This window comes from Bacillus sp. EB106-07-01-XG149 (assembly GCF_058791555.1).
In genome coordinates this window covers 271,080-296,227 of the sequence record NZ_JBYTDP010000001.1, presented here as the reverse complement: position 1 = coordinate 296,227, position 25,148 = coordinate 271,080, and the positions used below count along the sequence as shown (strand labels likewise).

The following is a 25,148-nucleotide window of genomic DNA, read 5'->3' as shown; positions in this document are numbered from 1 at the left end:
TTTTTAATTTAGGGTGTCGTTTTTGTAAGTTTTAATGCTTTCAATCCATCAAACAACTTTTCTCGCCACCAAACACCGTCATGTCCGCCTTGAAACTCTTCATAAGTAATTTGGTATCCTTTTTCTTTTAAAGCTTTATACAGGCGTCTATTAGCCGTTAAAAGAGGTTTGTTTTCAAGTTCTCCTGCTGCAATATAAAAATGAGGTTGAGTCGCATTTAAATCTATAGATGAAATTTGATTTTCAATCCAAGGAATTTGATTTTCATAACCATCCTTTTTCCAATGCACGGATCCAGACATTGACAACACGTTTCCGAAAACATGTGGATTTTGAAGCGCTGCATAAAAAGCTGCTAAGCCACCAAGACTGAAACCAGCAATTGTTGTATGATTCTTTTCTTGATATACGTGATACCTAGCTTTAATCCACGGAAGTAGTTCCTCCGTTAAAAATGTATTCATTATATCGTTATAAGTTAGCTCTTCTAGTCGATCAACAGAATCTATTGCAACAGCAATACAAGATGGGATTTCTTTTTCGTATATTAAATAATTAAGTGTTTTTGCGATTGAAAGGTTATTAATGAATGAATTCCCATCAAACACAATGAGAAGTTCTTGAAGGTGTGAAGTGTGAGAATAGTCATGAGGCGTATAAATATGAATTTTACGTGTGTTATTTAAAATCGTACTATGAAAAGAATATGTTTCAATTTTTCCGGATAGATAATGGTTTGAAGGAAAACGACTGCTATACTGTATTTCCATCCCTATACTTAACACTGATGCTTTATTAGCGCCTTCTCCAAATGTATTTCCATTAAATCGGTCTAGTTGGTACTGTTCACTACGCTTTATCCAATCATTTTCGAAAAAATCGTTTACTGAAAAATAGTAAGTTGAAATAAAACTCTTATCCGTCCTAAACGTTTCATACCATATATCTGTCTGTAACAACCTTTTTAATTGATTTACAGACAGATCCCAACCAGGAAAACTACCGAATACATAAACATTTTCAGTTTTTTGGTCTCCTAACCATATATACGTTATAAGTTTATACTTATTATCTACAGGACATTGTTCTATTAGTGGCGTATTATTCGACTTTATTTCATGTAAAAAAGTATAAAAAGCTGTCTCATTTCCATTCTTTAATTGATTATTAAGCTCCTCTAACTTAGGACTAATTATTGAAGTCACCCATCTTCCTCCTTTGTATTTCTTTTCACTAGATTGCTTTTATAAAAATTAGGATTAGGATGATATGTATTTAGATGAGTTATTTATTAGAAAGTTTATCAATTGCCTGAATAGAAAGTTCCAATGCTTTTATCCGTCTTGTTAAAAGTGTTCTTTGCGGACTACCAACTTTAGACTTATCATAAGCCCTCTCAATTGATGGAAGTAAACCAACAAGGACATTACGAGCTTCTGCTAACTCTTCTTGACTATACTGGTGACTTTCTTGATTCCAAACGTTTTCTAGTACTGCTAACCCTACACAAACGGCTTTAAGTCGTTTTTTCACTAATGTAGTATTTGCACCTTTTTGAGTCATTTGTGATAGTGCATTTTCAAGTTTACGAATAGTCGATCGTAAAGATTTTATTGATTCTGATTTACCTATATTTGATACGTTTTCCATTTTACTGTTGTTCCTCCTGGCTTAACTTATTTAATACTGGATATAATAAGTACTTGATTTCACTCGAAATATTTTATCATAAATAACTAACGATATTCGAGTTGGACAATCCATTATAGGAAAACAATCGCTAAATGCCTCTCCTCCCTTACTTCATTCTATAAGTACTTCTTTCTGCACATTAAAATTCCTATATAAGCAAGGTATAAATATTGTCTTTTTTATGAACAAAAAACGCACAAGCAGCATAACTTGTACGTTTTAATTTTTATTCAGTAAGATAATATAGTAATAGTTTTCGCGCTTTCTCATAATTCATGAAATCTCTATACAAAACGGGATACTTCACAATTTCTGTTTCTATAGAACGATATTGCGGAAACCATTCAAAAAACGATTTCCTTAACCACTTTATTTGCTGAAACGTAATGTTCTGTTCGTTTCCATTTAGTACAGAACTTAAAGTACCTGCTTTATGCATCCAATACTGATTAAAATCAGCATTTATACAGTCATCATCTGTAAATTTACTTTTTAAGTCTCGTTGCAATTTTCCTGTAGCACGATACGGAAACGGTTTATGCAGCGGACTATGCTTTTTCTGCAATTCATTAAAAATAACCATTTTACCTAATAGCAACTTTCCACCCCTTTATTTCTCTATCCAACGTAATAAATTTTCATAATGATATTGAGCATCTGTATAGCCAAGATTATATAAATTGACAAGTTTTTCTTTATTTCTTTCTATTCCACTTATAGGAAGCTGTACGCTAGGCTGAATGACATAAAAGTTGTCTTTTTGTTCTATATGATTCATATAAGATATCGTCTCATTATAGAAACGATAATGTTCTACTAAAGACTCTGCGATATTCGGATATTTTCTATATAAAATTTTAGCTAGTCCGGATAATTTATTTCGCTGCTTCTCATATCCTTCTGGCTTTGTCATAATCACGACGTTCTTTTGATAACCATCAGTTTGGGCTTTTAAAACCGGTATAGGATCTATAATCCCTCCATCTAGCAATTTTCGATTATCATATTCTACAGCAGGTGCTATAAACGGGACAGAGCTTGATGCACGAATGATTTTTAAAATATCATTTCCATGTTCTATTTTATTGTAATAAACTGCTTTTCCCGAATCGCAATCAGTCGTTCCTATGACAAACTGTTCACTTGAGTTTAAGAAAGTTTGAAAATCAAATGGAACAACTTTATTAGGGACTTCATCAAATAAAAATTCCATTCCGAATAATTCACGTTTTTGAATCAAATTTCGATAAGATATATATCGGTGATCTGACACTAGCTCTGTATTTACTTTTTTATTCCTCCCTTTTTGACGTGATAAATAAGTTGCGCCCATACATGCACCAGCGGATACGCCAACTACATACGGAAAGAATAAGTTCTTTTCCATAAAATATTCGAGTACTCCTGCAGTATATAGACCTTTCATTCCTCCGCCCTCTAATACTAAACCTATATTTTTCATGCTATATCCCTCTGCTTCTTTTTTCTTACTTACATGTTAGCACAAGATTTTAAGATGAGGTTATATAAATGAATTGCAATAATAACCAGAAACTACTAAAGTAATGTCATAATTTCTTAGTAAATAGCATGGTACAATATAAGTAACACAATCCACAAATAACGGAGGAGGAATTTCCTATGGGTTTATTTAGCGGTATTTTAGGAAATGCATCAAATGCGAGTACAGAAAGTGTAGAACGTGATTTAGAGAAGATTATGTTAGACGATGAGAAAGTTGAACATGCTTATAAATTAATTCGTGATTTAATCGTATTTACAAATCGTCGTCTTATTTTAGTAGATAAACAAGGGATATCAGGTAAAAAAACAGAGTATCATTCTATTCCTTATAAAAGTATTACACAATTTAGCATTGAAACAGCTGGGCATTTTGATTTAGATGCTGAGCTTAAAATTTGGGTATCTAGTTTGAGTACGCCAATTACGAAGGAATTTAAAGGTGACGATAGTGTTTTAAGCATTCAAAAAGCGTTAGTAACATATACGACAAAATAACGCCTTTCTGTATGTTTATTCATTATCAAAATTACTAACCCGAGTATTTTGGAAGAATATTCATTGTTTTTGTATATTTAATCTAAAGTAACATAAAAAGGTAAAGCGTATTTCAAATGCTTTACCTTTCTTTTTTGTAATAAATAAGTGTAGTTTTATCATTTAATTTCTTTATTACTTCTGTTCTTTTATACCCCATCTTTTCGTATAGAAAACAATTTCTTTCTTCTTCTAAAATCGTAGCAAGTTCAAAGCTTCGTGTTTCTGGAAACATCTCTTCAATTAAAATAAGTACCTTCTGAGCGATTCCTTTCCCTTGATAGATTGGATGAATGAACATTGGACTGATCCAAAGTTTATAAGGTCTTTCTATTTGGGATATACATATCGCTCCAACAAGGTTCGAATCTATTATCATCTTATAAAAGTTACTGCCGGGATTATTTATCCTTAAAATAGTTTTTTCAATAGATTCATTTGCTGGATTTGTTTCATAGTCTTTATATTTATTTAATAAAGGGCTAAAAGAGTCTATTTGCATTTGAAATAATACTGCTGCATCATTTTCTGTCGCCTTCTCTAATGTAATCTCCATGTTACCAATTTAGTCGCTTTCTTAATGAAGTTATATGCGCTGTATGATGACGTCCATGCCATGCATATAGTCCAATTGCAGCAGCAAGTTTTGTTTCACCAGTATCTGGATGGTTAAATGTCTTTTCTAAATCTTGTAGTTCTAGAGAATATAAAAGGTTAACCCATCTTTTATGTAACGAATCTAACATTACTAGTGAAACGTCTACTGGTAATTTAGAATCAGGTAGTTCTGCCCACTTCTCTTCTTTATATGGTTTAATAGTTGGATTCTTTTCTGTTAGTGCTAATTTAAAGCGTATGTAGCTATTCATATGGCTATCAACAACGTGATGAACTACTTGACGAACCGTCCATCCACCAACTCGATATGGTGTGTCTAACTGCTTCTGATCTAAATCTTTAATTGCTTTTGCTAGTTCATTAGGTAAATCTTCAATTTCTTGAATCCATGTATCAATCATTTCTTCAGTTATAGGACGTTTGTATGTAAATTGCCCAATTGGATAACGTAAATCATTCATGTATAAGTCCCCCTTATTATAAGCGCGAAGTATTTCTCCATATATAATGTACAAACTTCACATGTTCCCCGTTTAATTCTACAGAATTTGTATCTGCTTCGTCTTGATAAGAAGAAAACCCGCTTTTTTCTAATATAATTTGTGATGCGAGATTATTAGTAGTTGTTTTAGCATGAACTTCCGTGATTTCATTATTTTTCGCTATGTCTAAAACTAATTTTACAGCTGCTGTTGCAACCCCTTTTTTAGTAAACTTTTCTCCGACTCGATACCCTAATGAACTGCTTCGAGTTTCCGTATCTATATCTACTAAATTTATTCGTCCTACAATTTCTTTTTCTTCATTACGAATTAAATAAAAATAAGAATCTCCATCCGCTTGTTCTATTAATAAATCGTCTAGTAACTTTTGAAAATATTCAAAATCAAAATATTGAGAGCCACGATTTGGTACCATTGTTTCAAAAAAAGATTTATTCGTAAGTTCAAACGTAAATAAATCTTTAGCATCGTGTTTCATTAATTGTTCTATGTATATTTTCATCTCAACTACTCCTTCTATATCTACTAACTGTTATATATTCTTTTTTAATCAACTATTTTCCTTCTATTTCTTTCGCTTCAGTAATACAGCAAGTAGCACTTTCGGATGAAATAGGTGAAATGGATTACGAATTAAATTCATCACTCTTACTAATCGAATATAAACGTCAGAGTCAGTTGCAGATAGTTGATATATTTGTTTCGTATACCATAGCTGAAATTTTTGCTTTATCGTTAATTCTCTTTTTAGCTGAGGATGACGTGATATTTCCGTTGTAGTCATTTCCCAAGGGGTTTGTATGATATGAGCAGTCTCTTTATAAAACTGCTTTGTAAATGCTTTATCAAGCTTTTGTTTCCTTTGTAAAAGTAACTGCAATTGGTGAGCTTCCATAGCTGCAACTGAAACGCCTTGACCGAAAACAGGATCGAAACGACAATGTGCATCCCCAACTACTAACAATCTTTCGGGTAGATGATTCACTAAATCAAATCGCCTACGTACTTGATATGGAATTTTGTACGTTTTGATATTTGAAATTGCCTCAGCTTTATTTAGAAAATCTGTCACATTAGAAATTGATAGGTTTTCAGCAAAATTATAAAATTCATCATCTGTTTGTGGTGCTTTCTCATTTGCATATCCGCTGAAAGTAACAAAATAACGATTATCCTCAATCGTTTGAATAAGTACGCCATAAGGATTGTCAGGGAAGCTTGGAGACATTAGCATATTACAGCAGTCTAATTTCTCATTTTCTTTAAGTTTAAACATTCTAGTTGCGTAAAATAAATCAATACGCACTTTCTCTTCTTGCACTTCAATATTGTATTCACGTAACCAAGCTATACTTTTTGAACCAAATCCACTCGCATCAACAACAATCTCTGCTTGAATTTCTTCTTGCGTGCCCGTCTCTAAGCATTTAGCTTTTACTCCACATACTTTGTTAAGCTTTCCATCTACTAATAAACCATCAACTAATGTTCCAAATTTAGTGGTAACATTTGAAATATCATCAATTCGTTTTTGAATATGCCATTCAAGCAAAAACCTACTTTGTTGAATCATATGTACTTCTCCTATGAATGGTTGTTTCCATAAACCAAATTGATGCCATTTTAAGTCACGAGTAAAGTTATTTATGATACTACCCGCTTCAATTAATTCATTAGTGCTATTAGGAAACAATTCCTCAATCGCTTTTTCTCCACCTTTCAATAACACATGAGGATGATTACTTTGTGGAACTCTTTTTCTTGAAGACTTTCCATCCCAGCTTTCACCAGCTTCTATAATGATTACTTCTTTAAAAGTAGATGATAATGCTTTTGCTGCGAATTTCCCTGCTATACTTCCGCCAATAACGATAGCCTTATTAAACATATTTTCCCCCTTAATGAAAAAAGACCCTGCCTTGTATGAATGAAACAGTATCTGTTACTAAATTAAAACACATGAGTAAATTGCAACGTTAATATTAAAATACCTAATCCCCATACGTAATACGCGAATACTTTTAATGAGTGACGTTTTAAATATTGAATCATCCATGAAACGGCTATATAACCGAAAAACGCCGCTGATAACGTTCCAACAATTAAAGATGTACTAGAAATAGATTCTGCTTTCCCTTGATAAACATCTGCTAATTGCAAAATGATAGCGCCAACAATGGCTGGTGTTGATAATAAAAAAGAAAAGTAAGCAGCAGTTTCCCGGTCTAACTTCCTCCATAATGCAGCAACGATTGTCATACCAGAACGAGAAATTGCTGGAAAAATAGCAGCCGCTTGAAAGGAACCGATAATTAATGCATCTTTATATGTAATGTCATCCATTTTTTTACGACCATTTTTTTGTTTATCGGCCATATATAGAAATAAACCTGTCACTAAAAACTCCCAACCAATCGTAATACCTGTTTTTGAAATATCCTCAAAAAAGTCTTTGAATAACAATCCAATTACAACTGCGGGTATCGTCCCAACAATAAGTAGTAGCATTAGTTTTGAAAATGGATTTTTAATTAAATATATAAATTCTTTTTTGTAATAAATAAACACTGCAAGCAAAGTTCCAATGTGCAGCATCGTATCTAAAAACAATCCTGCTTCATCTAATTGAAACAAATGCCTTCCTAAATAAAGATGACCTGTACTACTTATCGGTAAAAACTCTGTTAAACCTTGTATGATCCCTAATATAAAAGCTTCTAACCAATTCATGATGGTCCCCTTTCTCATTTGCTTGTACCAATATATGAAGGTTGAATTTTCGATATGAAAAAAACTATATTTCTCTATGAATTTACTTTCATTTTATGGATATATATGTAAAAATAAGTGAGGAGGGTTACTATGTGGCAACATACGAAATTCGGTAATGTATTACTGTGGGCAGGACCTATCCTTGTGTTTATAGGGTTATGTATGACAAATGTTATTTCTGATATTCCTTTCTTTGAGGGAAAGCATAAATCAATTGGCATTGTACTTATATGTATAGGTGTATGCTGTTTTGTTGTTGCTAATCATTTAAAAAAAGGAGAAAAATATGAAGACTAAATTTAAATAAAAAACAATCCCAGTATATGCGCTAGGATTGTTTTTTTTTGTTACTTATTTATAGAACACTTTATCAACGTTATATTTTGCTTTGTATTCATTAATGATATATGTTTCGTAAATTTCTCTTTCTGTTGGATCTTCTACGATACATGCATCAATGCGGTATACTTCATCACGGTGATTTTTAATTGGTGAAACATTGTCTTCAAAATGCTTTTTAATACGTTGTCTAATTTTACGAGCTTTACCTACGAAAAGAAGTTCGTCATTAATATTGTAAAACATAAAAATGCCGCCTTTATCTCTAGGGAACAAGTGGAAATCGATAAAACCGTTAATTGGAGTAATTATTGGCTCGTCTCCTTTAATAACTTGTTTACGTTCAGTAATTGAAACATCAGCTTCAGGAATATTAATTTTAATCAAGTTCATTCACGTCCTCTTTTATTATAAAGATAAATAATAGCATACATATGTAAGAAAAGCTACGTTCAGAGGCATATTTCATTTTATAATTCAAATATTATAGGAGTATCATGTAAACTCTTCTTCCAAATCATATGATCACTTGATTCTCCCCAATAATCCTTTAATACATAACTAGGCTCTCCAAACTTATTCGTCCATATACTTTGTGCTTTTTTGTATCCACTGTCTAAACAGTATTCAGTTATTCCTCTGCTAAGTAACGTAATATACATTGCATTAAGTAATAACTTGCCTATGCCATTTCGTTGATATTCAGGTAGTACAAATACTGTTCCTATTTCATATAAATCTTTAAATACACCACCTGTACAACTATTAATCAATGTACTCGCTGGACCGATTTCAATTGTTCCAATGATTTTATCGTTACTTGTATCAACTGCTAATAAAAAGTAACAATTTTCTCCGTTACTCTCCAAATCATTTTTCAAATACTGTTTTTTCGTTTTAATTTCATTTTCTAAGTCATCTAATAACTGTGATAACCCTTCATTTTTAAATGTATCAGTAATAACAAGACGAAAAAACATATTTAGTTCATCTAAATCATCCGAATTTGGCCTTCTAACTTTAACGTTATACACGACTTAAATCTCCAATCTTTAAAAATATATGAGAAATTGTTAAGACCATACTTTATATACTCTATTCAACATTATTCTACAAATGCCTGCATAGATCCAGCAGTATAGAAAGCTCAAAATAAATATTGATAGAATAATTTTTATATCCAAAGTTGTATGAACAGTAGGACCTAATACAGGAAATCGAAAGATATCAAGAACGACCATAATTCCTATAAGTAAACATATCGCCGAAAAGGAAACAATCCAAATCCTTCTCTTGAATTGTATAAAGGATACTCCTAACACTATACCTAATAAACCTGTAGTAAAAGGAAAGACAATTAGTTCGCTTGGCTCAATAATAAATAATAGGAGAATAGTAAGAATGTAAGAAAGTATTCCCGTGCGAGTAGAATAACAAATAGCGAAAAATATAGGCAGCGTCGCAAAAGGACTAATAAATAAGCCGATACCAGGGATTAAGTTCCCGGCAGATTGAAAAATAGCAGCAAGTGAACCGAGTAACGCTGTAATGACTAACCTCTTTGCTGGCGTCCTCTTTCTTTTATGAACAAAATTCGCATCATGCGCGATCATCAGTTGATACCAATAGTTGCTAAAGTGATTCATCAAAATCCCCCTAAAGATATCTAATTATGCAATGGACGATTATATAATGAATGATTCTGAGAGTGTGTATCATATTAAGGAACGATTTCAAAAATAGTACCTTTGTTAAAGTCAGTTACTTTCATAGAACCGTAAACTCCTAAATATAATCTAGTCTGATCTAAATTTGTTCCTAAACTCATATAATAAGCTGCCTGCTCACCGAAATCATAATGGGTTTCAATAACATGAAAGTCAGTATTTTTACCATGCGTATCAGCTCTAGAATAAGCTAACGCACCCTTTACTGGAGACTGAGATTCTTCTTTCTTAGCAAGATCAGTAAACACGATACTACCCGTTAAACTAGGGATTGCAGTTCCCATATATGGTTGAACTCCTGTAAGTGAAGTTCCTCCAAATTTATCTGGTCTGGAATCTTTATGAAAATAACTGATTAGAGGCTGGATACGCTTCGCGGTTGTTTCTATTGTTTCATTATAATAAGCCATTGTTCTCTCGTCTAAAGTAGGATTCTCAGAACAGTGCCTTATAAAAGAAGTAGGTAATTCTCCTTCCCACCCTCTCCAGCCAAAATTAATAAATTCATATTGCTCGGGAGTATCTCTCATTAAATGGGTTTGAACAAGTTCGGTAACTGGTATTGGTTTGTATTGAACAAATGAAAAAATAGACTCTACTATATCTTGCCCGACGTTTCCGGCATATTTGATATATTGATTATAAAACCTTTGAAATGAAATACCTGTTATATTACGTACGCCTTTTGCAATTACTGTAAGAGTTTCTTGAATAGATAGAGGAAGTTCATTAAAACGTGTAACTACTGGAGGATTGTTTATGAATGTATTTTTACTTACATCGATTTCAATTATTTTACCCGCTACTTCTAAATCATCCTGGCTTAAATTAAATGGATCATAGCCCGAACCGCCATCTCCATTAGTAAAAACAAGTTTTCCAGTCTCAGGTGAAAAGTTTAAGCTATTTACGCCGTTATGATTAAAAAATGGTCTTCTTATATTAAGTAAAGTTCTTCGTTTTTGAAGTTTACCATTTGATTGTAAAATCCATTCTTCAACTGTATCAATATGATCATATTGAGTATCTCTATTTGTCCACTTTAAATTTAAAGTTTTCGGGTCACAAGGATTCGGTTTAAATTGTTCTGAAAGCGCACCTGGTCCTTGAGTGCCGGCTACTGAATAATGAAGATAAAATAAGCCGTTATGATTAAATTGCGGATGAAACGCCAGTCCGAGCAACCCGCGTTCATCATAACCGCTACTAGAAACACCTTCTTCAAATGTGCCTAATTTAATAATTCGGTGACGAATATTTAAAAATGTCTTTATATCTCCGTCTCCTATGTAAAAAACCTCTCCTAATTGGGTTGCGATAAATAGTCTTTCGGTCGATTCACCTGGAAGTCTAGTTGTTTTTATTACAGTTGGTAAATTTATGTTATGAACGATGGGCCGTAAACGAACCTTAACGTTTGTCAATTAACTTTACACCCCTTTTATTCTTTTTAATGGAAGAATATGATTAGAGTAGTTCAATTAGTATTAAAACTATAGATGTGAAGTCGTAATATCTCTGTTCGTACAAGTCTGTTTTCTGCTTAGCATCAATTAACTTATATTCCTTTTTATTACATTTATCGGTATAATATAAGTAGAAAATATAAATTAGGGGGACAATCCATGGCAATCTTACTACAAATCATCGTACCACTTATATGTGCAATATACTTATTTACCCTCTATCGTAATAGTACTATTGGAAAAGCCACTTTTCTCTTAGCAGTCATAATAGGCATTTTCGGTATAGAAAATATTTTTCAATATGCTAGTTTAACAGATCATGTTGTTTATCCATATTGGGGGAGTTTGAAGGCCGTAATCTTTATTTTATCAGTTGTGTTTTTATTCAAAAGAACACCCACTCCATATAATAATTAACAATTATTCATGTTTATTTAAAGCTTATTTTCGGGAAGAGGTTATGCAATGAGAGCGCCATATCAAGTATTAATATTTCCTTATATAATAACTGATGATTCTATTCAATATGCTATTTTTAACCGAAGTGATTATGGTTATTGGCAAGGAATAGCTGGTGGTGGAGAAGATGGTGAGACTCCAATTGAATCAGCAAAACGGGAATCATTTGAAGAGGCTGGTATTTTAAGAAAATATCCCTATATAAAATTAGATTCTGTGTCTTCACTACCTGTAGAGGACGTAGTTGGGGAGTTTCTTTGGGGAGAAGATGTTTATGTAATAAAAGAGTTTTCTTTTGGAGTTAAAGTTCCTACAAAAAATATTTCATTATCCAAAGAACACTTCAATTATAAATGGTTATGCTTTGAAGAAGCAGTAATGCTGTTGAAATGGGATAGTAACAAAACAGCGTTGTGGGAATTAAACAAGAGGTTATTAAAACAATTACAGTATTAGCTAACAAAGCCGTTAGTTAAATAAGAATTAAACACCTTCAAAAACTTTGCTACACTTCATATGCAGCAAGGTTTTTAATTTTTCTAATTCCCAATTAGGTGTAAGTATAGAAAAAATATGAGACATACTAAATAACTAACTATAAATTTTTTTCATTTTCATCTCCCCTATAATTCATGATGCTATCTACATTGTATGACAGTTGCCCTTACCCTAATATAGATAAAATGTAATACGTATATCATATTCATATGAGGTTAACATAACACATCATTAGCGGACATTGTTTATGTATAAAAATCATCTTACCAGTATTTTGCGAAAACAATATTCTATTTCGCTATTTTCATATAGAATATTGTTATCTGATCAAACTATAAAGAGACTGATATAGTCAGTTGTTTAAAATTTAGTTGTTTCACAGTTTCTTTGTATTATGAAACAAACTCACATTTCAAGGTATTTCGATTTACTATAATATATTTCCCTGTTGATTTATTTATTACTTGAGACACTTCCTTGGTATGTGTTACCTCAAACCAATCATTTTGTATATCCACCAATAATTTTATTTCCACATCACTTTTCCCGTATTTTAAACCACTATAAGATACTTTCGTCATTGTGATCGTCCCTTTCTTAATGATTAATATGTGTCATTCAATCTCTTTTTATATTACTTATTTCTATAATACTATACATTATTGAGATGCATAGTATTATAGAAATAATACAATTATCGAGGCATTAAATTCCTTTATTTTTTTGCATTAAACCCTAATAAATTATTCAAAGGTAACTTAATCATTATGTCGTTTGTTAACTTCAATCGTAATGAAATCTGGCAAATAGCTGGGAGTACATCCTTTTGCTACTATTACATCTTTGTAAAGACCTGTTTTCTCACCAAGTTTAATACAACGTGCACGATTCTTTTCATCATAAACGCCTATCCAGCCTGCGGTGAAGTTCATAGCCCATTGAACTTCCGGTTCTTCCTGCGTAATATTAGCTTCTAATGTAGATAGCAAGTCTGCGGTGTTATTAGGCGGTGTTTGTCCAGTCCATCTCAATCGCCCTTGATAATACCAAAAAGCTCGCCTTTGAAGAGCAGAAGGACTATTTTCCCATGACTCCATCAATGCAATTTTCTGCTTGTCTTTGGTGAGCTGATTAGCCATTAACCAATCCATTAAGTTATTTCGCTCATCAAAAGTGTGAGTCTGCATATCCTTATCAAGCTTATTTAGCACATCTTGTGAAAGAAGTTTTTTGTCCATAATTAAGATTGCTAATAGCCTGGGCAAAAACTCTTCGGTTGACCAAAGTTCCATAGCTAGTTCGTGATCTTTTTTAATGTCCTTCGCGATTTTTCGTAAGTCGCCTAGCTTAGTTTTACTATTGATCTGAGATAGAATGTTTTCTGCTTTTGAAGAGCGTTTTATTTCTGTATCTTTTTTTTCATTCATTTTATACAACTCCTTTATTAAAGCACTGTTTCATTATAAGTCTTATTGCAAACGTTTTTCCATTTTTCGGGAAAATCGTCTCCTTAATTTGATGACGATGTATGGTGCCCCCTAATAATTAAGAAAAAGCTGATTTTATATATGGAAATAAATATAAGTCTATGACCTATTTTTACACGTATCTCGGCTGTACCCAATTATATTATCTCGCCCACTTTTTCATCTAAATATTTCAAAGACTCTTCCATTTTATCTTTTTTATATAAATTTCGCGATTAAAATCAATTGTCTTCAATTAACATAACCATCTTATCTGTAGTCAACGATGCATAATTTTTTTATGGGAGTAATTAAAAATATTAGCTTGATGGGTATGTCGTGCTACCCCAAATAAAAAAGATTAGGAGCGAATCCTAATCTTTTTTATTATTCAATTGCACCCGCAACGTCATAATCGTTTAAATCTAATTCAATTGTTTGTCCGAGTGCTAGTTTAGCTAACTCTGACCCTAAATATGGACCGGCAGTTAAACCTGAAGCACCTAATCCGTTCGCAATGAGAATACCTTCAAAGTTAGGCAGTGGTCCAATAACAGGTAAGAATCCTGGTGTAAATGGTCTAAATCCAACTCTCGTTTCAAGCATAGTACCATCTTCTAAACCAGGCGCAACTGTTAATGCTTTATGAAATACTTCATGTAAACCACCTGCTGTTACACGATGATCGAAGCCAGTTTCGTTTTCATGGGTAGCTCCAATTACGACATGACCATTGTCAAATGTTAAAATGTATTGATCGTTTGGCGGCATAACAACTGGCATATTTTCTGTTGCTGTATTTTCAATTTGTAAATGAACAATTTGTCCTTTTTGGAATGTAACTAAGAAATTAATTCCTAATGGATTCAAGATTTCATTCGCCCATGCGCCTGCAGTTACAATTACCTTTTCTGCTACAATTGTTTCGTCGTTTACTGTAACTCCAGTAATACGATTCCCTTCACGAACTAATATAGCATCTCCTTTTATAAACGTAGCACCATGTTTTTTCGCAGCACTTATTAATGCGTTACGTAATGATCTTCCGTTTACTCGTGCAGCGCCACTAATATGAACAGAACTGTATTCTTCTGATAATGCTGGGAATAATTTTTTCGTTTCTTCAGCTGATAAACGTGTAATTTCTCCAATCTCTGGTGCATCTTCACGTCGTTTATAAGCGCGTTCTTCCATTTGATCTAGTTTTTTCTCGTCAGTATGTAAACTAATTGCACCTACACGGTTGTAACCTGTATCCGTTTCACCGTCTTCTTCTAATTGTTGGATTAACGAAGAATAGTAACGTGCACCGCCTTTAACGATTTTATACCATGCTTTATTACGACGCTGTGAAAGCCAAGGACATACAATACCAGCCGCTGCATCAGTTGCTTGACCTAATTGTTGGCGATCCACGATAGTAACGTTCGCACCTGCTTTAGCAAGATGATAAGCAGTAGACGCTCCTAAAATCCCAGCTCCAACTACAATATACGATTTCATTTCAAACACCTTTTCTCTTTTGCTAATTATTTAAATATAAGAACATACTTTAGTATACTGAAAGGAATTCTTTTTTCAATGTGCTAAGTGTAATTAATTGTTGCATCATTGTGACTTTCCTTATCGTTATTGTTTCTTCTTACGGAATAATTCAATTGTTTTATAGCCTTGTGAAAGGATTTCAATCATTTTCTCAAGACGTTTATCGCGTGTTTTTTCTTGTTTTACAGAAAACAAATTACGTGCCCAATCTTTTTGATATCCAGGTGTTAAACTTTGATAAAACGTAAGTTCATTTGGATGATTAGCCAATAATGCTTCAACATCTTTAATACGATCTGCATAATCGGCAACACATTGACTCATAGTAGGCGTTTTCTTCTCTTTTTTCTTTTCACGCTTTAAGCCTACAACAGTAAAGACATCGTCCATACTTACCATTCGTGCAAATTTAATATCACTCTGTCCTACATACCCATCTTCGCCAACGCTTAATGCAGGAAACATCTCATCACGGTGAATAAACGTACTGTAACGAGAATTACCTTTTTTCGGATATGCGAAGAATATGTAGCCTTTTTCAATTAGTAATTCTTCATTATTAATAATATAATTCGTTTGTTTCACCATCTCATCAAGTGTTTCTACAAAAATAAAAATAGCATCGTGTTCTTTTGAAAATGCAGTTTCTTTCCCTGTAAAAATGTCATAATCACTAGGTTCATGAATTACGACCATATTTGTATACTTATTAAGTTTCAATTTATCAATAATTGACATGAAAATCTTCCTTTACATTCAAAATTCATTGTACATACTTTTTCATACCGTTCTAGTGTATTATATCTATTAAGAAAATTAAACTTTAATAGTTATTTTAAATCAAAATTAATATAATAGCCGGTTCTGAATAAGAACCGGCTAGTTGTTTTATCATAACTCAATTGCAAATAAAGTATATAAAAGCTCTATATATTGATCTTCTGTAATTTCACGTTTCGTTTTTTCACCATGAATCATTTCAGTTAAACTTGTATTCGTTAAAGAGACATGGCCAGAGTCTGTTAATTTGACCGCAATGGGTCCTTTATTGAAAATAGATTTCTCATCTTCTATTACTCTTTTTTGAACATCATTCACTACTGCCTCATCAATCATACGATTATAAAAAGCATGGCAAACTTTCCACTCACCGTTAATATCTTTTCTTTCTAGAACGTAATTCCCTTTACTCGTATCTTTTCGTCTCACTCGATACGTACCATTTTTAGAAGAAACAGACTTGCCAGTAAAAGGTACAGGGACTAGAGGTACTAATGAAGCAATACCTACATCAATTAAGTATCGTTCGTTAGCATAATTTAAAATAATCGTTATATGTCCATCCTCAAGCGCCCATGCGTTTATATCATTTTTATATACAGTACCAAGGGCAAGTTGTACATCATAACCACAATCTTTTAAAAAGTAGTAAAAAAGAGTATTTAATTCATAACAAAGTCCGCCGCGGGATGTAGTTGAAATTTTATTCTGTAAATTTTCCATAGTAATTGTATTTGCATTACGTGCTATAACATCTAAATTCTCAAATGGTATAGTGTGCGCAAATGCAAAGAGAATTGTATTTAATTCTTCAAACTTCATTTCAGCACGGTTTGCAAGCTTCAATCTTGTAAAAAGCTTATGTTGTAGACTTGTCATAGGCAGCACCCCTTAAATTTTATAAGTTACTATAGTATATGCTAATTGTAAATTTGATGGGGTACTGAAACAATGTACATTTCGTTTAACTGTACCGGTACAAAAAGTCTAACTCACAAGATTACTTAAAAAAAGAAGCTACAAATACAAATTTAATAGTTTATCTATAGGTAAATTATTATGATCGCTTAAATCAACAAAATATTGAAGTTGCCATATTTGGCTCTTTTTAGCTTGGTTGCTAACAGGGGTATCCCAAATTGGATAAACTCTCATAGCCATCTTCCCTTTTTGACTTTGCGTTTTTAATATTTTTTCTTTAAGAAGAATTTCTTTAGGGAAAATAAATTGCCCTAGTTTATTATCATTTATACAAGTGATAACTAATAGTTCAGGAGCAGCGTTATAAGAAAAAGCTTGATTTTGCATATTGTCATCTTTCTCCCAAAAAGAAACAAATTGACCAATTTTATTAGGCGTAATTTTTGATACTCTAAAACGGATAGTTTTGTTATTTAAGTGAAATAAACATCCTACATATTCTGCGTTTTGCTTTTCTTCTTTTAGATTCGTAAGCATTAAATTGTTAGGTTTGTAAACTAAATTGTTTAAATTTCGGATTGTATCATTAAAATTGTACAAGAAAACTCCCCCTTTATTCATCTCTTAGTTTACCACAAACATCAGTTCTTATATGTTGTAAATAATAAGCGACATGAAAAAGAGGGAGATTTTACTATGGTATTATTAATGCTTCAATGTACTTAGTTTTTCAATTGCTTGTTGTTCAGTTGCTAAGTAAAAAATGTCTTTCCCTTTATTACATTCATAAATAAAATCCTTTAAGCTTTTACTCGTATACATAGAGAAATCTCCAATAATAGCAATCTTTACCTTGTAGTTTATAAACTTTTGAAGAATATCACCCGCAAGGCGTGTTTTTAAGTCAAAGAACTTTTCACTTATTAATGATTTGTCGATAATAATATGTTTCGCATCTACTTCATATTGAACTGTTGCCATAAGATCCAACGCAGTTTGAACATCGGATATTAGTACTTTATCATTTTTTATGACCGCAATATTTATTCCATCGATAACTAATTTCTTTATTTCCATAGTCCCACCCCTTTATTACTTACACAGTATGAGTAAATTTGTATCGCAGCTCTTCATTTTAATCATAGTTCAAATTAGATACAGCGAACAAAATAGCCTCTTTTTATTTCAAATATAGATTATTTATAGTACTAATACGGTCAATGAAATTATTAAATATCGAGATTGGTTTTACTTGTTATAAAAATATTGTGGTTTAACATAACTCAACAAACTATCCAAAGTATTAATCTCGGCATACGGTTGTATTTCGGCAGTGTTCTTGATTATCTGAGGGTTAAACCATACGCCCTTTATATTTGCATTTTGACAACCAGCAATATCCTTTTCTAAGTCATCCCCAACAAATAAAGTATTTTCTGGTTGTACATTTAGCTTGTTTAATGCTAGTTCGAATATACGTTTATCAGGTTTACTAAGTCCCACTTCTTCAGAGATAATGATAGTATCAAAGTAATTGTTTAAATTCGTGTTAATTATTTTAGCTTTTTGTCTATGCGTTGAGCCATTTGTTATAATTCCAATTTTAAAGTGCCTCTTTATATGATTTAAGAAATGAATAGTATTTTGGTCTATTGAAAAACATTTAGGGAAATTTTCATTCCAAAAATCTTGGATATAATTGTGTGGCAATCTATATTTCGGCGCGAATTCATTAAATAATGATTCTAAAACTATCGTTTTATCACTAATGCCGTATTCCCTTTTATCGTATTCTTTGAATTTCTGTAACATATTGTTTTTGACTGTATCACTAACATCCTCATAACACTTTTCTAAAACAAATAAAAACAATTTATCTACTGCCTTATCCCTATCAAGTAACGTATCATCTAAATCAAACAGCATCGCTTTATAACCCATCAAATAATTTCACAACCTTTCTCACATGATTTAATAATCCCTTGTTCGCACCTTAGGCCTTTACTAAATTAGCAAAAAAACTAAAAATTTTGTGGCGTACGCTCTAGAATTTCGCTGGCTTCTTTTATATTTAAATTCATCTCCCTTTCTCCTTCTAGTAAAGTATCGAAAGTATATTTTCAAACAGTTAAAAAAAACTACATACAATTTACATTATTATACATTGTTTTTTTAAAAATATTAATCGTTCAGCTTTTTATATGATAAGTTTTTTCAAGCAGACAAATATTTCTCCATAAAAAAGGAATATGGGTAATAATACTTTTTTATGGAGAATACACAATCTTGAAAATGGAGTTAATACGTTAAACGTCCTATGAAGTTTCCTACTGTATCTCCACATAAACTACAGATAGTACGGCTATAATGACTACCAGAGGTGATATTATGAAAAACTATCATATCCTCGTGGTTGAGGACGATCAAGAAATTCAGGAATTAATTAAACAATTTTTAATGACACAACAGTATACAGTGGTAGTTGCTTCAGATGGACTAGAGGGTATGACACAATTTAATAAGCAATCCTTTGATTTAGTTCTTCTAGATGTAATGATGCCCAATCTTAATGGATTTGAAGTTGCTAAAATGATTCGAAGTCAGTCAAACATACCAATTATTATGCTAACTGCGTTAGAAGAAGAGGAAGATCAAATGAAAGGGTTCGATCTTGGGATTGATGATTATATAACAAAACCCTTTTCGTTTCATGTTTTGATTAGACGAGTCGAAGCTGTACTTAGAAGAAGTTATGATAAAAATGTAAATAATTATTTGGTATTTAAAGAAGTGCGCATTGATGTTGATGCATATAGAGTATATGTAAATGATGTTGAAATTTTGTTAACGACAAAAGAGTTCGAAATTCTACAACTACTATTTCAAAATGAAAGAAAAGTACTTACAAGAGAAAATATCGTAGAAAAAGTTTGGGGATACGATTATTTTGGAGAAACACGAATAATAGATACACATATTAAAAATCTACGTAAAAAACTAGCTATCCCCTATATTAAAACAATAAAGGGTATTGGTTATAAAATTGATGAATAGAATTGTAAAAATCATGAAGATGAAGCAAATTACTTATAAACTCTTTATGACTACATCTCTCATTTTGTTATCCTTTGCAGTGTTGATTTATTTAACTTTATATTTCTTTCTCCCTACGTTTTATGAGCAATACAAAACAGATCAACTTCAAACAGGGATAAAAGAAATAATTGATAAATCCAAAGATCTTACGTTTCAAGATGCGATACCACTTTTTGATGAATACGCAAAAAAAAATAACGCGATGCTTTCGCTTCAAAATAAAGAAGGAATAATTATTTACTCGCCTTCATTTTCTTTTATTCAAAGTGGTACACAAACAACAGTAGTTACTAAAGCAGCACGATTTGAGAATGCAGGTACCATTAGCAATTCATATAATGTTACGGAACCAATTCAATTCCAAGATGGTAGTTTAACGCTTGTAGTGTTCGCAACATTTCAACCGATTGATGAAGCTTCGCAAGTATTAGCGCGCTTTCTCCCCTATATTAGTATCATTGTGATCGTAATTGGTATAGGGAGTGCTTATTTCTATTCCAGGTTTATTACAAAGCCACTTATTTATATTAATGAGGGTGCACAAAAGATGGCAAATTTAGATTTCTCCGAAAAAATTGAGGTTCGCTCCACAGATGAGTTAGGAGAATTATCTAATAGTTTGAATGACATGTCTATTAACTTACAACAAGCTATGTTTGATTTAAAAAAAGCAAATGAACAATTAAAAAATGATATTGAAAAAGAAAGAGAAATAGAAACAAAACGCAGAGAGTTTTTTGCGATTGTAGCACATGAATTAAAGTCCCCTCTTACTGTAATGAAAGGATACTTAGAAGGGATGATATACAATATTGGTCCTTATCAAAATCGTGATCAATATTTAAAGAAAAATCATCAAATTATTGAAAGTATGGAACAATTAGTTCGTGAAATTTTAAGTATGTCAAAGTTAGAACAACACACTTTTAAACTAAAAATAGAAGAAGTTAATCTTTCAAAGTTAATAGGTACAATCACAAAAGATCTCGAATTTTTCGCTTCTCAAAAAAGCATCCAAATAATAAAAGAAATTGACTCTGACCTTTCTGTTTATACAGATCGTGTACTTTTTGAAAAAGCATGTAAAAATATTATCCATAATGCAGTTATGTATTCACCACATAATGAAAAAGTCTATATAAAGTTAAGTAAGGACTCTAAACAAGATCAAATTAAAATGCAAATTATAAATACAGGTATCAATATTAAAGATGAAGATATACAACAAATTTTCAAACCATTTTATCGAATTGAAAAATCAAGGAATCGAAATACTGGCGGAAGTGGTTTGGGGCTATATATTGTTAAACAAATTCTTGAAACGCTAAATATAAAGTATTCTATAAAAAATATGGAACATAGTGTGGAATTTTGCATGAAAATTCCATTATCAAAACAAAAAACAAACAAACTCCCCTCTTAGTGGGACGAGTTTGTTTGTTTTTTGTAGTAAGTATAAACTTATTAGGGTTCAATAATTACTAAATTTTAATTGTTGTATATTTGTAGATTGCTTTTGTTAACTGTTGTAGAGCACCTTCATGTTCCATTGTCCCAAGGGTTAGTGTGTACCTATCTCCCCACGCTTCTTGTAGTAGTTCACTCACTCTCGCGTGGGTAAGAATGCCTAAAAACCTTTCATCTTCCCCTACAATCGCAATATCAAGCATTTAATCGTAAAGAAAATTTGGTAGAACGAAGCATTTTCTTTGATAAATTCCGCCGTATCGATTTAAAGGAAGGGATATTTTATTAATATAATCAATTTTTATTGTACAATTGTTCTTACGATATGAAAATACAGTGTAAAGATGAACCTGATAAATCATATACTTGTAGAATTTAAAAAGAGATTAAAACAAATCAATTTTCTGTATTTCAAAACAGTAATGTTCGGGCTGATATGGGCGAAAAACATCAAGGCTCTAATCATTTAAAGTTTAAACTGTATAAAAGTTAGAGTAAATGACGAAGGAAAAGACAGCTTTGCATTGTGCTGCACATTCAAGAGTTAATTCTTACGTAGGGAGTGCTTATATGAAAAGCATAAAAAATGTAATATTACTAGTAGTATATTTCATATTTTTAAGTGGTTGTAATCAAGAAAATGAATCTGAGGTACAAGAATATATAAAAGAAAAACACGGAATCGATATTGTGGTAACAGATTGGAGCTCGATAAATGAAAATAATGGTGGTAATACTTATCATACTGTGCAAGAAAAAAACAACAAAAATTTCAAATTTCGAGTAAAGGTACAAGGCCTCCTCTATTCATATATAGTAGGTGATGAATACAAATATGAAAAAAAAACATATGAGGCATATCAGAAATTCCAACCAACTCTAGAAGAAATGAAAAAGTTAGGGTACGTGGAAAATGAAAATGAAAATGTTCTGCAATATATGTTGGATAATCAAAATCCAGAAGAAGGAAGCCCAACAGATGAGTTGCTATTAACTTTGCAAATGAGTAACGAGATTGACTTTAGCCAATTGGATTCCGTAGAATTAGATCGTTTATATGCCCTATTTCAACTGATTCAGAAGAATAATAAAAAGATAACAGAACTAGAAATTAAAGATCATACTGGTAGATCTTTAGGTGGACCTTTTAAAAATGTACAAAGAGTAACAACAAAAGAAGAACTGTTACAAACAATGAAATCCACAATGAAAGACCCAATAAACGAATACTGGAAAAATTGGATTAGAACGCAGACCAAAGTAGAAGAAAAATTACATGAAATGCAAAACGATCGATTTTCAATTGAAGGTATTACGTATTCAAGTTCGGATGATGAAAAATATCGAAAATATATAGTGACTTTAGTTATTAATACCACCAATACTATATTTGAAAATAATCCCCCTTTAATTGAGGATTTAATCAAAGTAACCACAATCCTTAAAGAAGAACTAAATACGAAAAACTTTGACATCAATTTAAAAAATAAGTCTGGAACAAGAAATACAAATTGGTTATCATCAAAAGAAATTAAAGAAGCAAATAACATCGAAGATCTTGTAAATGAGAAGTATCCTGCGAATTAAATGTAAATTCCTATTCATGTTTGTTATTTAATGTGAAATCAAGCTCTTTCGATTTATTATGAAAACTTACAAAATACTTAAAAACCCCCAACAAACCTTTAGCTGTATAGAGAAAATGAGAAATAGGGTCCTATTCATATGGGACTCTATTTGTATATCAAACTTATTTAGGTGTTTACACATACGCATTGTAAATTCATTGTTGTTTCTATTTAATGTGAAATCAAACTTTCAGATTAATTTGGAACTCTTTTATGATAAACTATATGTAATGATTAAATATAAAGGATGATTCGTATGCAAATAAGACCAAAGGTAAGTGAATATAACTCCTATTATGCAACGTATACCAACTTGGTATCAGACGGAAATATCATACATATTCTAGAACAACAAATGAAGAAAACGAATCTTTTATTAAAGAAAATTTCTAATAGTGAGGGACTTTTCCGGTATGCTCCTACTAAATGGAGTATAAAAGAAGTAATCGGTCATATAGCAGATACAGAACGTATTATGGCGTATCGTTTGCTATCTATTGCTCGAGGCGAGACAGCAGAACTTCCAGGCTATAATGATGATATGTATGTTCTTAGAGCTGCTTTTGATAAGCAATCTATGCAAGATCTTCTTGAGAATTTAATAGTTGTTCGCCAATCTACCGTGTATTTACTTAGAAGCTTAGATAAAGAAGCTTGGTCACAAAGAGGAAATGCGAATAATTCTGAAGTTACAGTTCGTGCATTAGCATACATCATTGCTGGTCATGAGCTTCATCATCTTCAAATTATAAAAGAACGCTATCTTGGTTCTAATGCATATCCAGCAAGTTAATACTTGAAGAAACATAGTCTTATTTATGTAGGGCTCTTTTTGAATATTTATAAAATTCACCACATAATATTAAGTTATCCCCTTTTATTCTGTACATAATTTTCTTCATGCTGATATACTATAAACACAATAGTTCTGGAAAGGTTATGATGTTATGTATGAACAACAAAATAATAGAGATAGAGATCAAAAAATGATGTTTTCTATGCAGGGAGTTCCCTCAAATAAAATTAACATGAATCAATTACCTAAATGGATTAGAATTTTTGGCTATTGTGCGTTTGGTTGGATAATAGTATTTAGTTTAATTATGATTGTAGGTTTAATTCTGCAATAACTATACAGATACACAGTTAAACGGGACAGCATTTAGATTATATATCTAGGTAACGTCCCGTTTTTTATGTGTGATTATCCCATGATATAAGTAACCAATTATAAGAAAAAGAACTTGTAGAATATCCTACAAGTTCTTTTTCTTATATTATTAAAACGGGAACAACAAACTATTTTAACATTCAGTACAGGGAGACCATTTTGATTATGGCTTGATTTTATTATAAATCAAATATAAGCTTTTGAAAGGGCTACATTTTGAAAATTATGTGAATTGAACAGCTACGATGTTTATATTAGATTTCATTTACGACCAACTTCTTCTTACTTAAATACACTGCACGATCTGATTTTTTAGCAACTTCCTGTGAGTGCGTCACAACAATAATGCATTTATTCTCTTTATGTGCAAGTTCTTGAAACAGTTCTATTATATCCATTGTGGTTTCCTCGTCGAGGTTTCCTGTCGGCTCATCTGCAATCAGTAAATCAACATTACAAGATAGTGCTCGAGCAATTGCTACACGCTGTTGTTGCCCACCACTTAGTTGCAAGACGTTTCGTTTCGCTTCTACTTCTGTGAGTCCTACTTTCTCTAATAATTCTAACGCCCTTACCGTCTTATTTTTCACTTTGACACCTGTAATTTCCATCGCTGTTAGGACATTTTGAAGAGCCGTCATATAAGTAATCAAATTATAAGATTGGAAAATTACAGATACATTTTGATTACGGTATCTATCCAAACCAATTTTTCGAATATCTTTGCCATTATACAGTACATAACCATTTTTAGGGACATCCAGTCCACAACCTAAGCTTAGAGTTGTAGTTTTACCAGATCCAGATGGTCCTAAAATCGTGTAGAAATGCCCTTTTTGAAAAGAAAAGTTGACATTGTCTAGTATTGCTACATTTTTCCCATTACTTTCATAATAATAATCCAAATTTTTAAATTGTAAAATCGTTTCCATATGAAGCCTC

General features: G+C 31.9%; 30 protein-coding genes and 1 pseudogene. 9 read left to right on the top strand and 22 right to left on the bottom strand.

Features of this window, described 5'->3' with window-relative positions; all coding sequences use genetic code 11:
* Positions 1 to 8: 8 nt before the first annotated feature.
* The 4 genes from AC3WTA_RS01550 to AC3WTA_RS01535 form a co-directional block, all read right to left on the bottom strand.
* Positions 9 to 1,205 (bottom strand): alpha/beta hydrolase, encoded by a 1,197-nt coding sequence (locus AC3WTA_RS01550; protein ID WP_098828252.1) that lies wholly within the window; start codon positions 1,203 to 1,205, stop codon positions 9 to 11.
* Positions 1,206 to 1,284: 79 nt separating this feature from the next.
* The gene (locus AC3WTA_RS01545; protein WP_000432668.1) at positions 1,285 to 1,650 is read right to left on the bottom strand and encodes a hypothetical protein; all 366 of its coding nucleotides are present in this window, start codon (positions 1,648 to 1,650) and stop codon (positions 1,285 to 1,287) included.
* 268 nt (positions 1,651 to 1,918) lie between these two features.
* Entirely contained in the window at positions 1,919 to 2,290 is a 372-nt protein-coding gene (locus AC3WTA_RS01540) for a YxiJ-like family protein (protein WP_000924180.1), read from the bottom strand.
* Positions 2,291 to 2,302: 12 nt separating this feature from the next.
* Positions 2,303 to 3,154, bottom strand: a complete 852-nt coding sequence (locus tag AC3WTA_RS01535; protein WP_000789272.1) for a patatin-like phospholipase family protein — start codon at positions 3,152 to 3,154, stop codon at positions 2,303 to 2,305.
* Between the two features lie 179 nt (positions 3,155 to 3,333).
* On the opposite strand from AC3WTA_RS01535, the gene AC3WTA_RS01530 reads away from it, so the two are divergent.
* Positions 3,334 to 3,711 (top strand): PH domain-containing protein, encoded by a 378-nt coding sequence (locus AC3WTA_RS01530; protein ID WP_000522465.1) that lies wholly within the window; start codon positions 3,334 to 3,336, stop codon positions 3,709 to 3,711.
* A 121-nt stretch (positions 3,712 to 3,832) separates the two neighbouring features.
* Here the strand turns inward: AC3WTA_RS01530 and AC3WTA_RS01525 are convergent.
* The 5 genes and pseudogenes from AC3WTA_RS01525 to AC3WTA_RS01505 form a co-directional block, all read right to left on the bottom strand.
* Positions 3,833 to 4,306: pseudogene (locus AC3WTA_RS01525) on the bottom strand (GNAT family N-acetyltransferase); the annotation flags it as partial.
* 1 nt (position 4,307) lies between these two features.
* Positions 4,308 to 4,829, bottom strand: a complete 522-nt coding sequence (locus AC3WTA_RS01520) for a YfiT family bacillithiol transferase (RefSeq protein ID WP_000999066.1) — start codon at positions 4,827 to 4,829, stop codon at positions 4,308 to 4,310.
* 16 nt (positions 4,830 to 4,845) lie between these two features.
* On the bottom strand, positions 4,846 to 5,373 hold the full coding sequence (locus tag AC3WTA_RS01515; RefSeq protein ID WP_000708345.1) for a GNAT family N-acetyltransferase: 528 nt from the start codon (positions 5,371 to 5,373) through the stop codon (positions 4,846 to 4,848).
* A gap of 63 nt (positions 5,374 to 5,436) precedes the next feature.
* Complete coding sequence (locus AC3WTA_RS01510; RefSeq protein ID WP_000482020.1) at positions 5,437 to 6,759, bottom strand: NAD(P)-binding protein; 1,323 nt, start codon at positions 6,757 to 6,759, stop codon at positions 5,437 to 5,439.
* A gap of 62 nt (positions 6,760 to 6,821) precedes the next feature.
* Entirely contained in the window at positions 6,822 to 7,601 is a 780-nt protein-coding gene (locus AC3WTA_RS01505; protein ID WP_001104283.1) for an undecaprenyl-diphosphate phosphatase, read from the bottom strand.
* 132 nt (positions 7,602 to 7,733) lie between these two features.
* Here AC3WTA_RS01505 and AC3WTA_RS01500 point away from each other — a divergent pair, with 132 nt between their 5' ends.
* The gene (locus AC3WTA_RS01500; RefSeq protein ID WP_000267714.1) at positions 7,734 to 7,940 is read left to right on the top strand and encodes a hypothetical protein; all 207 of its coding nucleotides are present in this window, start codon (positions 7,734 to 7,736) and stop codon (positions 7,938 to 7,940) included.
* Between the two features lie 54 nt (positions 7,941 to 7,994).
* Here AC3WTA_RS01500 and AC3WTA_RS01495 read toward each other — a convergent pair whose 3' ends face one another.
* The 4 genes from AC3WTA_RS01495 to AC3WTA_RS01480 all read right to left on the bottom strand — a co-directional run bounded on the left by AC3WTA_RS01495 (position 7,995) and on the right by AC3WTA_RS01480 (position 11,133).
* Positions 7,995 to 8,375: a nucleotide excision repair endonuclease gene (locus tag AC3WTA_RS01495; protein ID WP_001048941.1), complete on the bottom strand. Its 381-nt coding sequence runs from the start codon at positions 8,373 to 8,375 to the stop codon at positions 7,995 to 7,997.
* A gap of 77 nt (positions 8,376 to 8,452) precedes the next feature.
* A complete protein-coding gene (locus AC3WTA_RS01490) occupies positions 8,453 to 9,016 on the bottom strand; it encodes a GNAT family N-acetyltransferase (RefSeq protein WP_000282955.1) in 564 nt (187 codons plus the stop codon).
* Positions 9,017 to 9,055: 39 nt separating this feature from the next.
* Positions 9,056 to 9,628, bottom strand: a complete 573-nt coding sequence (locus AC3WTA_RS01485; RefSeq protein WP_001015346.1) for a YybS family protein — start codon at positions 9,626 to 9,628, stop codon at positions 9,056 to 9,058.
* 74 nt (positions 9,629 to 9,702) lie between these two features.
* Positions 9,703 to 11,133 carry a PQQ-dependent sugar dehydrogenase gene (locus tag AC3WTA_RS01480; RefSeq protein ID WP_000186023.1) on the bottom strand — a complete coding sequence of 477 codons (1,431 nt, stop codon included), beginning with the start codon at positions 11,131 to 11,133 and terminating at the stop codon, positions 9,703 to 9,705.
* Between the two features lie 201 nt (positions 11,134 to 11,334).
* Between AC3WTA_RS01480 and AC3WTA_RS01475 the strand changes: the two genes are divergently transcribed.
* Together AC3WTA_RS01475 and AC3WTA_RS01470 are read left to right on the top strand one after the other, a co-directional pair.
* Positions 11,335 to 11,592, top strand: coding sequence for a hypothetical protein (locus tag AC3WTA_RS01475; RefSeq protein WP_000996282.1), 258 nt, complete (start codon positions 11,335 to 11,337; stop codon positions 11,590 to 11,592).
* A gap of 48 nt (positions 11,593 to 11,640) precedes the next feature.
* Positions 11,641 to 12,090, top strand: coding sequence for an NUDIX hydrolase (locus tag AC3WTA_RS01470; protein WP_001202579.1), 450 nt, complete (start codon positions 11,641 to 11,643; stop codon positions 12,088 to 12,090).
* Between the two features lie 434 nt (positions 12,091 to 12,524).
* Here AC3WTA_RS01470 and AC3WTA_RS01465 read toward each other — a convergent pair whose 3' ends face one another.
* The 8 genes from AC3WTA_RS01465 to AC3WTA_RS01430 form a co-directional block, all read right to left on the bottom strand.
* Complete coding sequence (locus AC3WTA_RS01465) at positions 12,525 to 12,713, bottom strand: hypothetical protein (RefSeq protein ID WP_000170114.1); 189 nt, start codon at positions 12,711 to 12,713, stop codon at positions 12,525 to 12,527.
* Positions 12,714 to 12,890: 177 nt separating this feature from the next.
* Positions 12,891 to 13,559, bottom strand: a complete 669-nt coding sequence (locus tag AC3WTA_RS01460) for a DNA alkylation repair protein (RefSeq protein ID WP_001003171.1) — start codon at positions 13,557 to 13,559, stop codon at positions 12,891 to 12,893.
* Between the two features lie 426 nt (positions 13,560 to 13,985).
* Positions 13,986 to 15,101: an NAD(P)/FAD-dependent oxidoreductase gene (locus AC3WTA_RS01455; protein WP_000844362.1), complete on the bottom strand. Its 1,116-nt coding sequence runs from the start codon at positions 15,099 to 15,101 to the stop codon at positions 13,986 to 13,988.
* 126 nt (positions 15,102 to 15,227) lie between these two features.
* Positions 15,228 to 15,881 carry a YdeI/OmpD-associated family protein gene (locus tag AC3WTA_RS01450; RefSeq protein WP_000022224.1) on the bottom strand — a complete coding sequence of 218 codons (654 nt, stop codon included), beginning with the start codon at positions 15,879 to 15,881 and terminating at the stop codon, positions 15,228 to 15,230.
* 153 nt (positions 15,882 to 16,034) lie between these two features.
* Positions 16,035 to 16,802, bottom strand: a complete 768-nt coding sequence (locus tag AC3WTA_RS01445) for an arylamine N-acetyltransferase family protein (protein ID WP_000202759.1) — start codon at positions 16,800 to 16,802, stop codon at positions 16,035 to 16,037.
* A gap of 138 nt (positions 16,803 to 16,940) precedes the next feature.
* A complete protein-coding gene (locus AC3WTA_RS01440; RefSeq protein WP_078183525.1) occupies positions 16,941 to 17,465 on the bottom strand; it encodes a MepB family protein in 525 nt (174 codons plus the stop codon).
* Positions 17,466 to 17,549: 84 nt separating this feature from the next.
* Positions 17,550 to 17,921: a DUF4180 domain-containing protein gene (locus tag AC3WTA_RS01435; protein WP_000403433.1), complete on the bottom strand. Its 372-nt coding sequence runs from the start codon at positions 17,919 to 17,921 to the stop codon at positions 17,550 to 17,552.
* A 171-nt stretch (positions 17,922 to 18,092) separates the two neighbouring features.
* The gene (locus AC3WTA_RS01430; RefSeq protein ID WP_000540707.1) at positions 18,093 to 18,785 is read right to left on the bottom strand and encodes an HAD family hydrolase; all 693 of its coding nucleotides are present in this window, start codon (positions 18,783 to 18,785) and stop codon (positions 18,093 to 18,095) included.
* Positions 18,786 to 19,232: 447 nt separating this feature from the next.
* Between AC3WTA_RS01430 and AC3WTA_RS01425 the strand changes: the two genes are divergently transcribed.
* From AC3WTA_RS01425 to AC3WTA_RS01405, 5 genes are all read left to right on the top strand, one after another.
* Positions 19,233 to 19,898 carry a response regulator transcription factor gene (locus AC3WTA_RS01425; protein WP_000800743.1) on the top strand — a complete coding sequence of 222 codons (666 nt, stop codon included), beginning with the start codon at positions 19,233 to 19,235 and terminating at the stop codon, positions 19,896 to 19,898.
* Positions 19,891 to 21,363 carry a sensor histidine kinase gene (locus tag AC3WTA_RS01420; protein WP_001080057.1) on the top strand — a complete coding sequence of 491 codons (1,473 nt, stop codon included), beginning with the start codon at positions 19,891 to 19,893 and terminating at the stop codon, positions 21,361 to 21,363. The genes AC3WTA_RS01425 and AC3WTA_RS01420 overlap by 8 nt, the downstream gene beginning before the upstream one ends.
* 614 nt (positions 21,364 to 21,977) lie before the next feature.
* A complete protein-coding gene (locus AC3WTA_RS01415) occupies positions 21,978 to 22,994 on the top strand; it encodes a hypothetical protein (RefSeq protein WP_492332788.1) in 1,017 nt (338 codons plus the stop codon).
* A gap of 297 nt (positions 22,995 to 23,291) precedes the next feature.
* Positions 23,292 to 23,828 (top strand): DinB family protein, encoded by a 537-nt coding sequence (locus AC3WTA_RS01410; protein ID WP_001167129.1) that lies wholly within the window; start codon positions 23,292 to 23,294, stop codon positions 23,826 to 23,828.
* A gap of 154 nt (positions 23,829 to 23,982) precedes the next feature.
* Complete coding sequence (locus AC3WTA_RS01405; RefSeq protein WP_000273229.1) at positions 23,983 to 24,165, top strand: hypothetical protein; 183 nt, start codon at positions 23,983 to 23,985, stop codon at positions 24,163 to 24,165.
* Between the two features lie 295 nt (positions 24,166 to 24,460).
* Here AC3WTA_RS01405 and AC3WTA_RS01400 read toward each other — a convergent pair whose 3' ends face one another.
* On the bottom strand, positions 24,461 to 25,138 hold the full coding sequence (locus tag AC3WTA_RS01400; protein ID WP_000447850.1) for an ABC transporter ATP-binding protein: 678 nt from the start codon (positions 25,136 to 25,138) through the stop codon (positions 24,461 to 24,463).
* Positions 25,139 to 25,148 lie beyond the last annotated feature (10 nt).

Coding starts and splice junctions, on each gene's coding strand:
- AC3WTA_RS01545 (WP_000432668.1), bottom strand. CDS start 1,650: ATGGAAAACGTATCAAATATAGGTAAATCAGAATCAATAAAATCTTTA.
- AC3WTA_RS01535 (WP_000789272.1), bottom strand. CDS start 3,154: ATGAAAAATATAGGTTTAGTATTAGAGGGCGGAGGAATGAAAGGTCTA.
- AC3WTA_RS01530 (WP_000522465.1), top strand. CDS start 3,334: ATGGGTTTATTTAGCGGTATTTTAGGAAATGCATCAAATGCGAGTACA.
- AC3WTA_RS01520 (WP_000999066.1), bottom strand. CDS start 4,829: ATGAATGATTTACGTTATCCAATTGGGCAATTTACATACAAACGTCCT.
- AC3WTA_RS01515 (WP_000708345.1), bottom strand. CDS start 5,373: ATGAAAATATACATAGAACAATTAATGAAACACGATGCTAAAGATTTA.
- AC3WTA_RS01510 (WP_000482020.1), bottom strand. CDS start 6,759: ATGTTTAATAAGGCTATCGTTATTGGCGGAAGTATAGCAGGGAAATTC.
- AC3WTA_RS01505 (WP_001104283.1), bottom strand. CDS start 7,601: ATGAATTGGTTAGAAGCTTTTATATTAGGGATCATACAAGGTTTAACA.
- AC3WTA_RS01500 (WP_000267714.1), top strand. CDS start 7,734: ATGTGGCAACATACGAAATTCGGTAATGTATTACTGTGGGCAGGACCT.
- AC3WTA_RS01495 (WP_001048941.1), bottom strand. CDS start 8,375: ATGAACTTGATTAAAATTAATATTCCTGAAGCTGATGTTTCAATTACT.
- AC3WTA_RS01485 (WP_001015346.1), bottom strand. CDS start 9,628: ATGAATCACTTTAGCAACTATTGGTATCAACTGATGATCGCGCATGAT.
- AC3WTA_RS01475 (WP_000996282.1), top strand. CDS start 11,335: ATGGCAATCTTACTACAAATCATCGTACCACTTATATGTGCAATATAC.
- AC3WTA_RS01470 (WP_001202579.1), top strand. CDS start 11,641: ATGAGAGCGCCATATCAAGTATTAATATTTCCTTATATAATAACTGAT.
- AC3WTA_RS01465 (WP_000170114.1), bottom strand. CDS start 12,713: ATGACGAAAGTATCTTATAGTGGTTTAAAATACGGGAAAAGTGATGTG.
- AC3WTA_RS01460 (WP_001003171.1), bottom strand. CDS start 13,559: ATGAATGAAAAAAAAGATACAGAAATAAAACGCTCTTCAAAAGCAGAA.
- AC3WTA_RS01455 (WP_000844362.1), bottom strand. CDS start 15,101: ATGAAATCGTATATTGTAGTTGGAGCTGGGATTTTAGGAGCGTCTACT.
- AC3WTA_RS01450 (WP_000022224.1), bottom strand. CDS start 15,881: ATGTCAATTATTGATAAATTGAAACTTAATAAGTATACAAATATGGTC.
- AC3WTA_RS01445 (WP_000202759.1), bottom strand. CDS start 16,802: ATGACAAGTCTACAACATAAGCTTTTTACAAGATTGAAGCTTGCAAAC.
- AC3WTA_RS01440 (WP_078183525.1), bottom strand. CDS start 17,465: ATGAATAAAGGGGGAGTTTTCTTGTACAATTTTAATGATACAATCCGA.
- AC3WTA_RS01435 (WP_000403433.1), bottom strand. CDS start 17,921: ATGGAAATAAAGAAATTAGTTATCGATGGAATAAATATTGCGGTCATA.
- AC3WTA_RS01430 (WP_000540707.1), bottom strand. CDS start 18,785: ATGGGTTATAAAGCGATGCTGTTTGATTTAGATGATACGTTACTTGAT.
- AC3WTA_RS01425 (WP_000800743.1), top strand. CDS start 19,233: ATGAAAAACTATCATATCCTCGTGGTTGAGGACGATCAAGAAATTCAG.
- AC3WTA_RS01420 (WP_001080057.1), top strand. CDS start 19,891: ATGAATAGAATTGTAAAAATCATGAAGATGAAGCAAATTACTTATAAA.
- AC3WTA_RS01415 (WP_492332788.1), top strand. CDS start 21,978: ATGAAAAGCATAAAAAATGTAATATTACTAGTAGTATATTTCATATTT.
- AC3WTA_RS01410 (WP_001167129.1), top strand. CDS start 23,292: ATGCAAATAAGACCAAAGGTAAGTGAATATAACTCCTATTATGCAACG.
- AC3WTA_RS01405 (WP_000273229.1), top strand. CDS start 23,983: ATGTATGAACAACAAAATAATAGAGATAGAGATCAAAAAATGATGTTT.
- AC3WTA_RS01400 (WP_000447850.1), bottom strand. CDS start 25,138: ATGGAAACGATTTTACAATTTAAAAATTTGGATTATTATTATGAAAGT.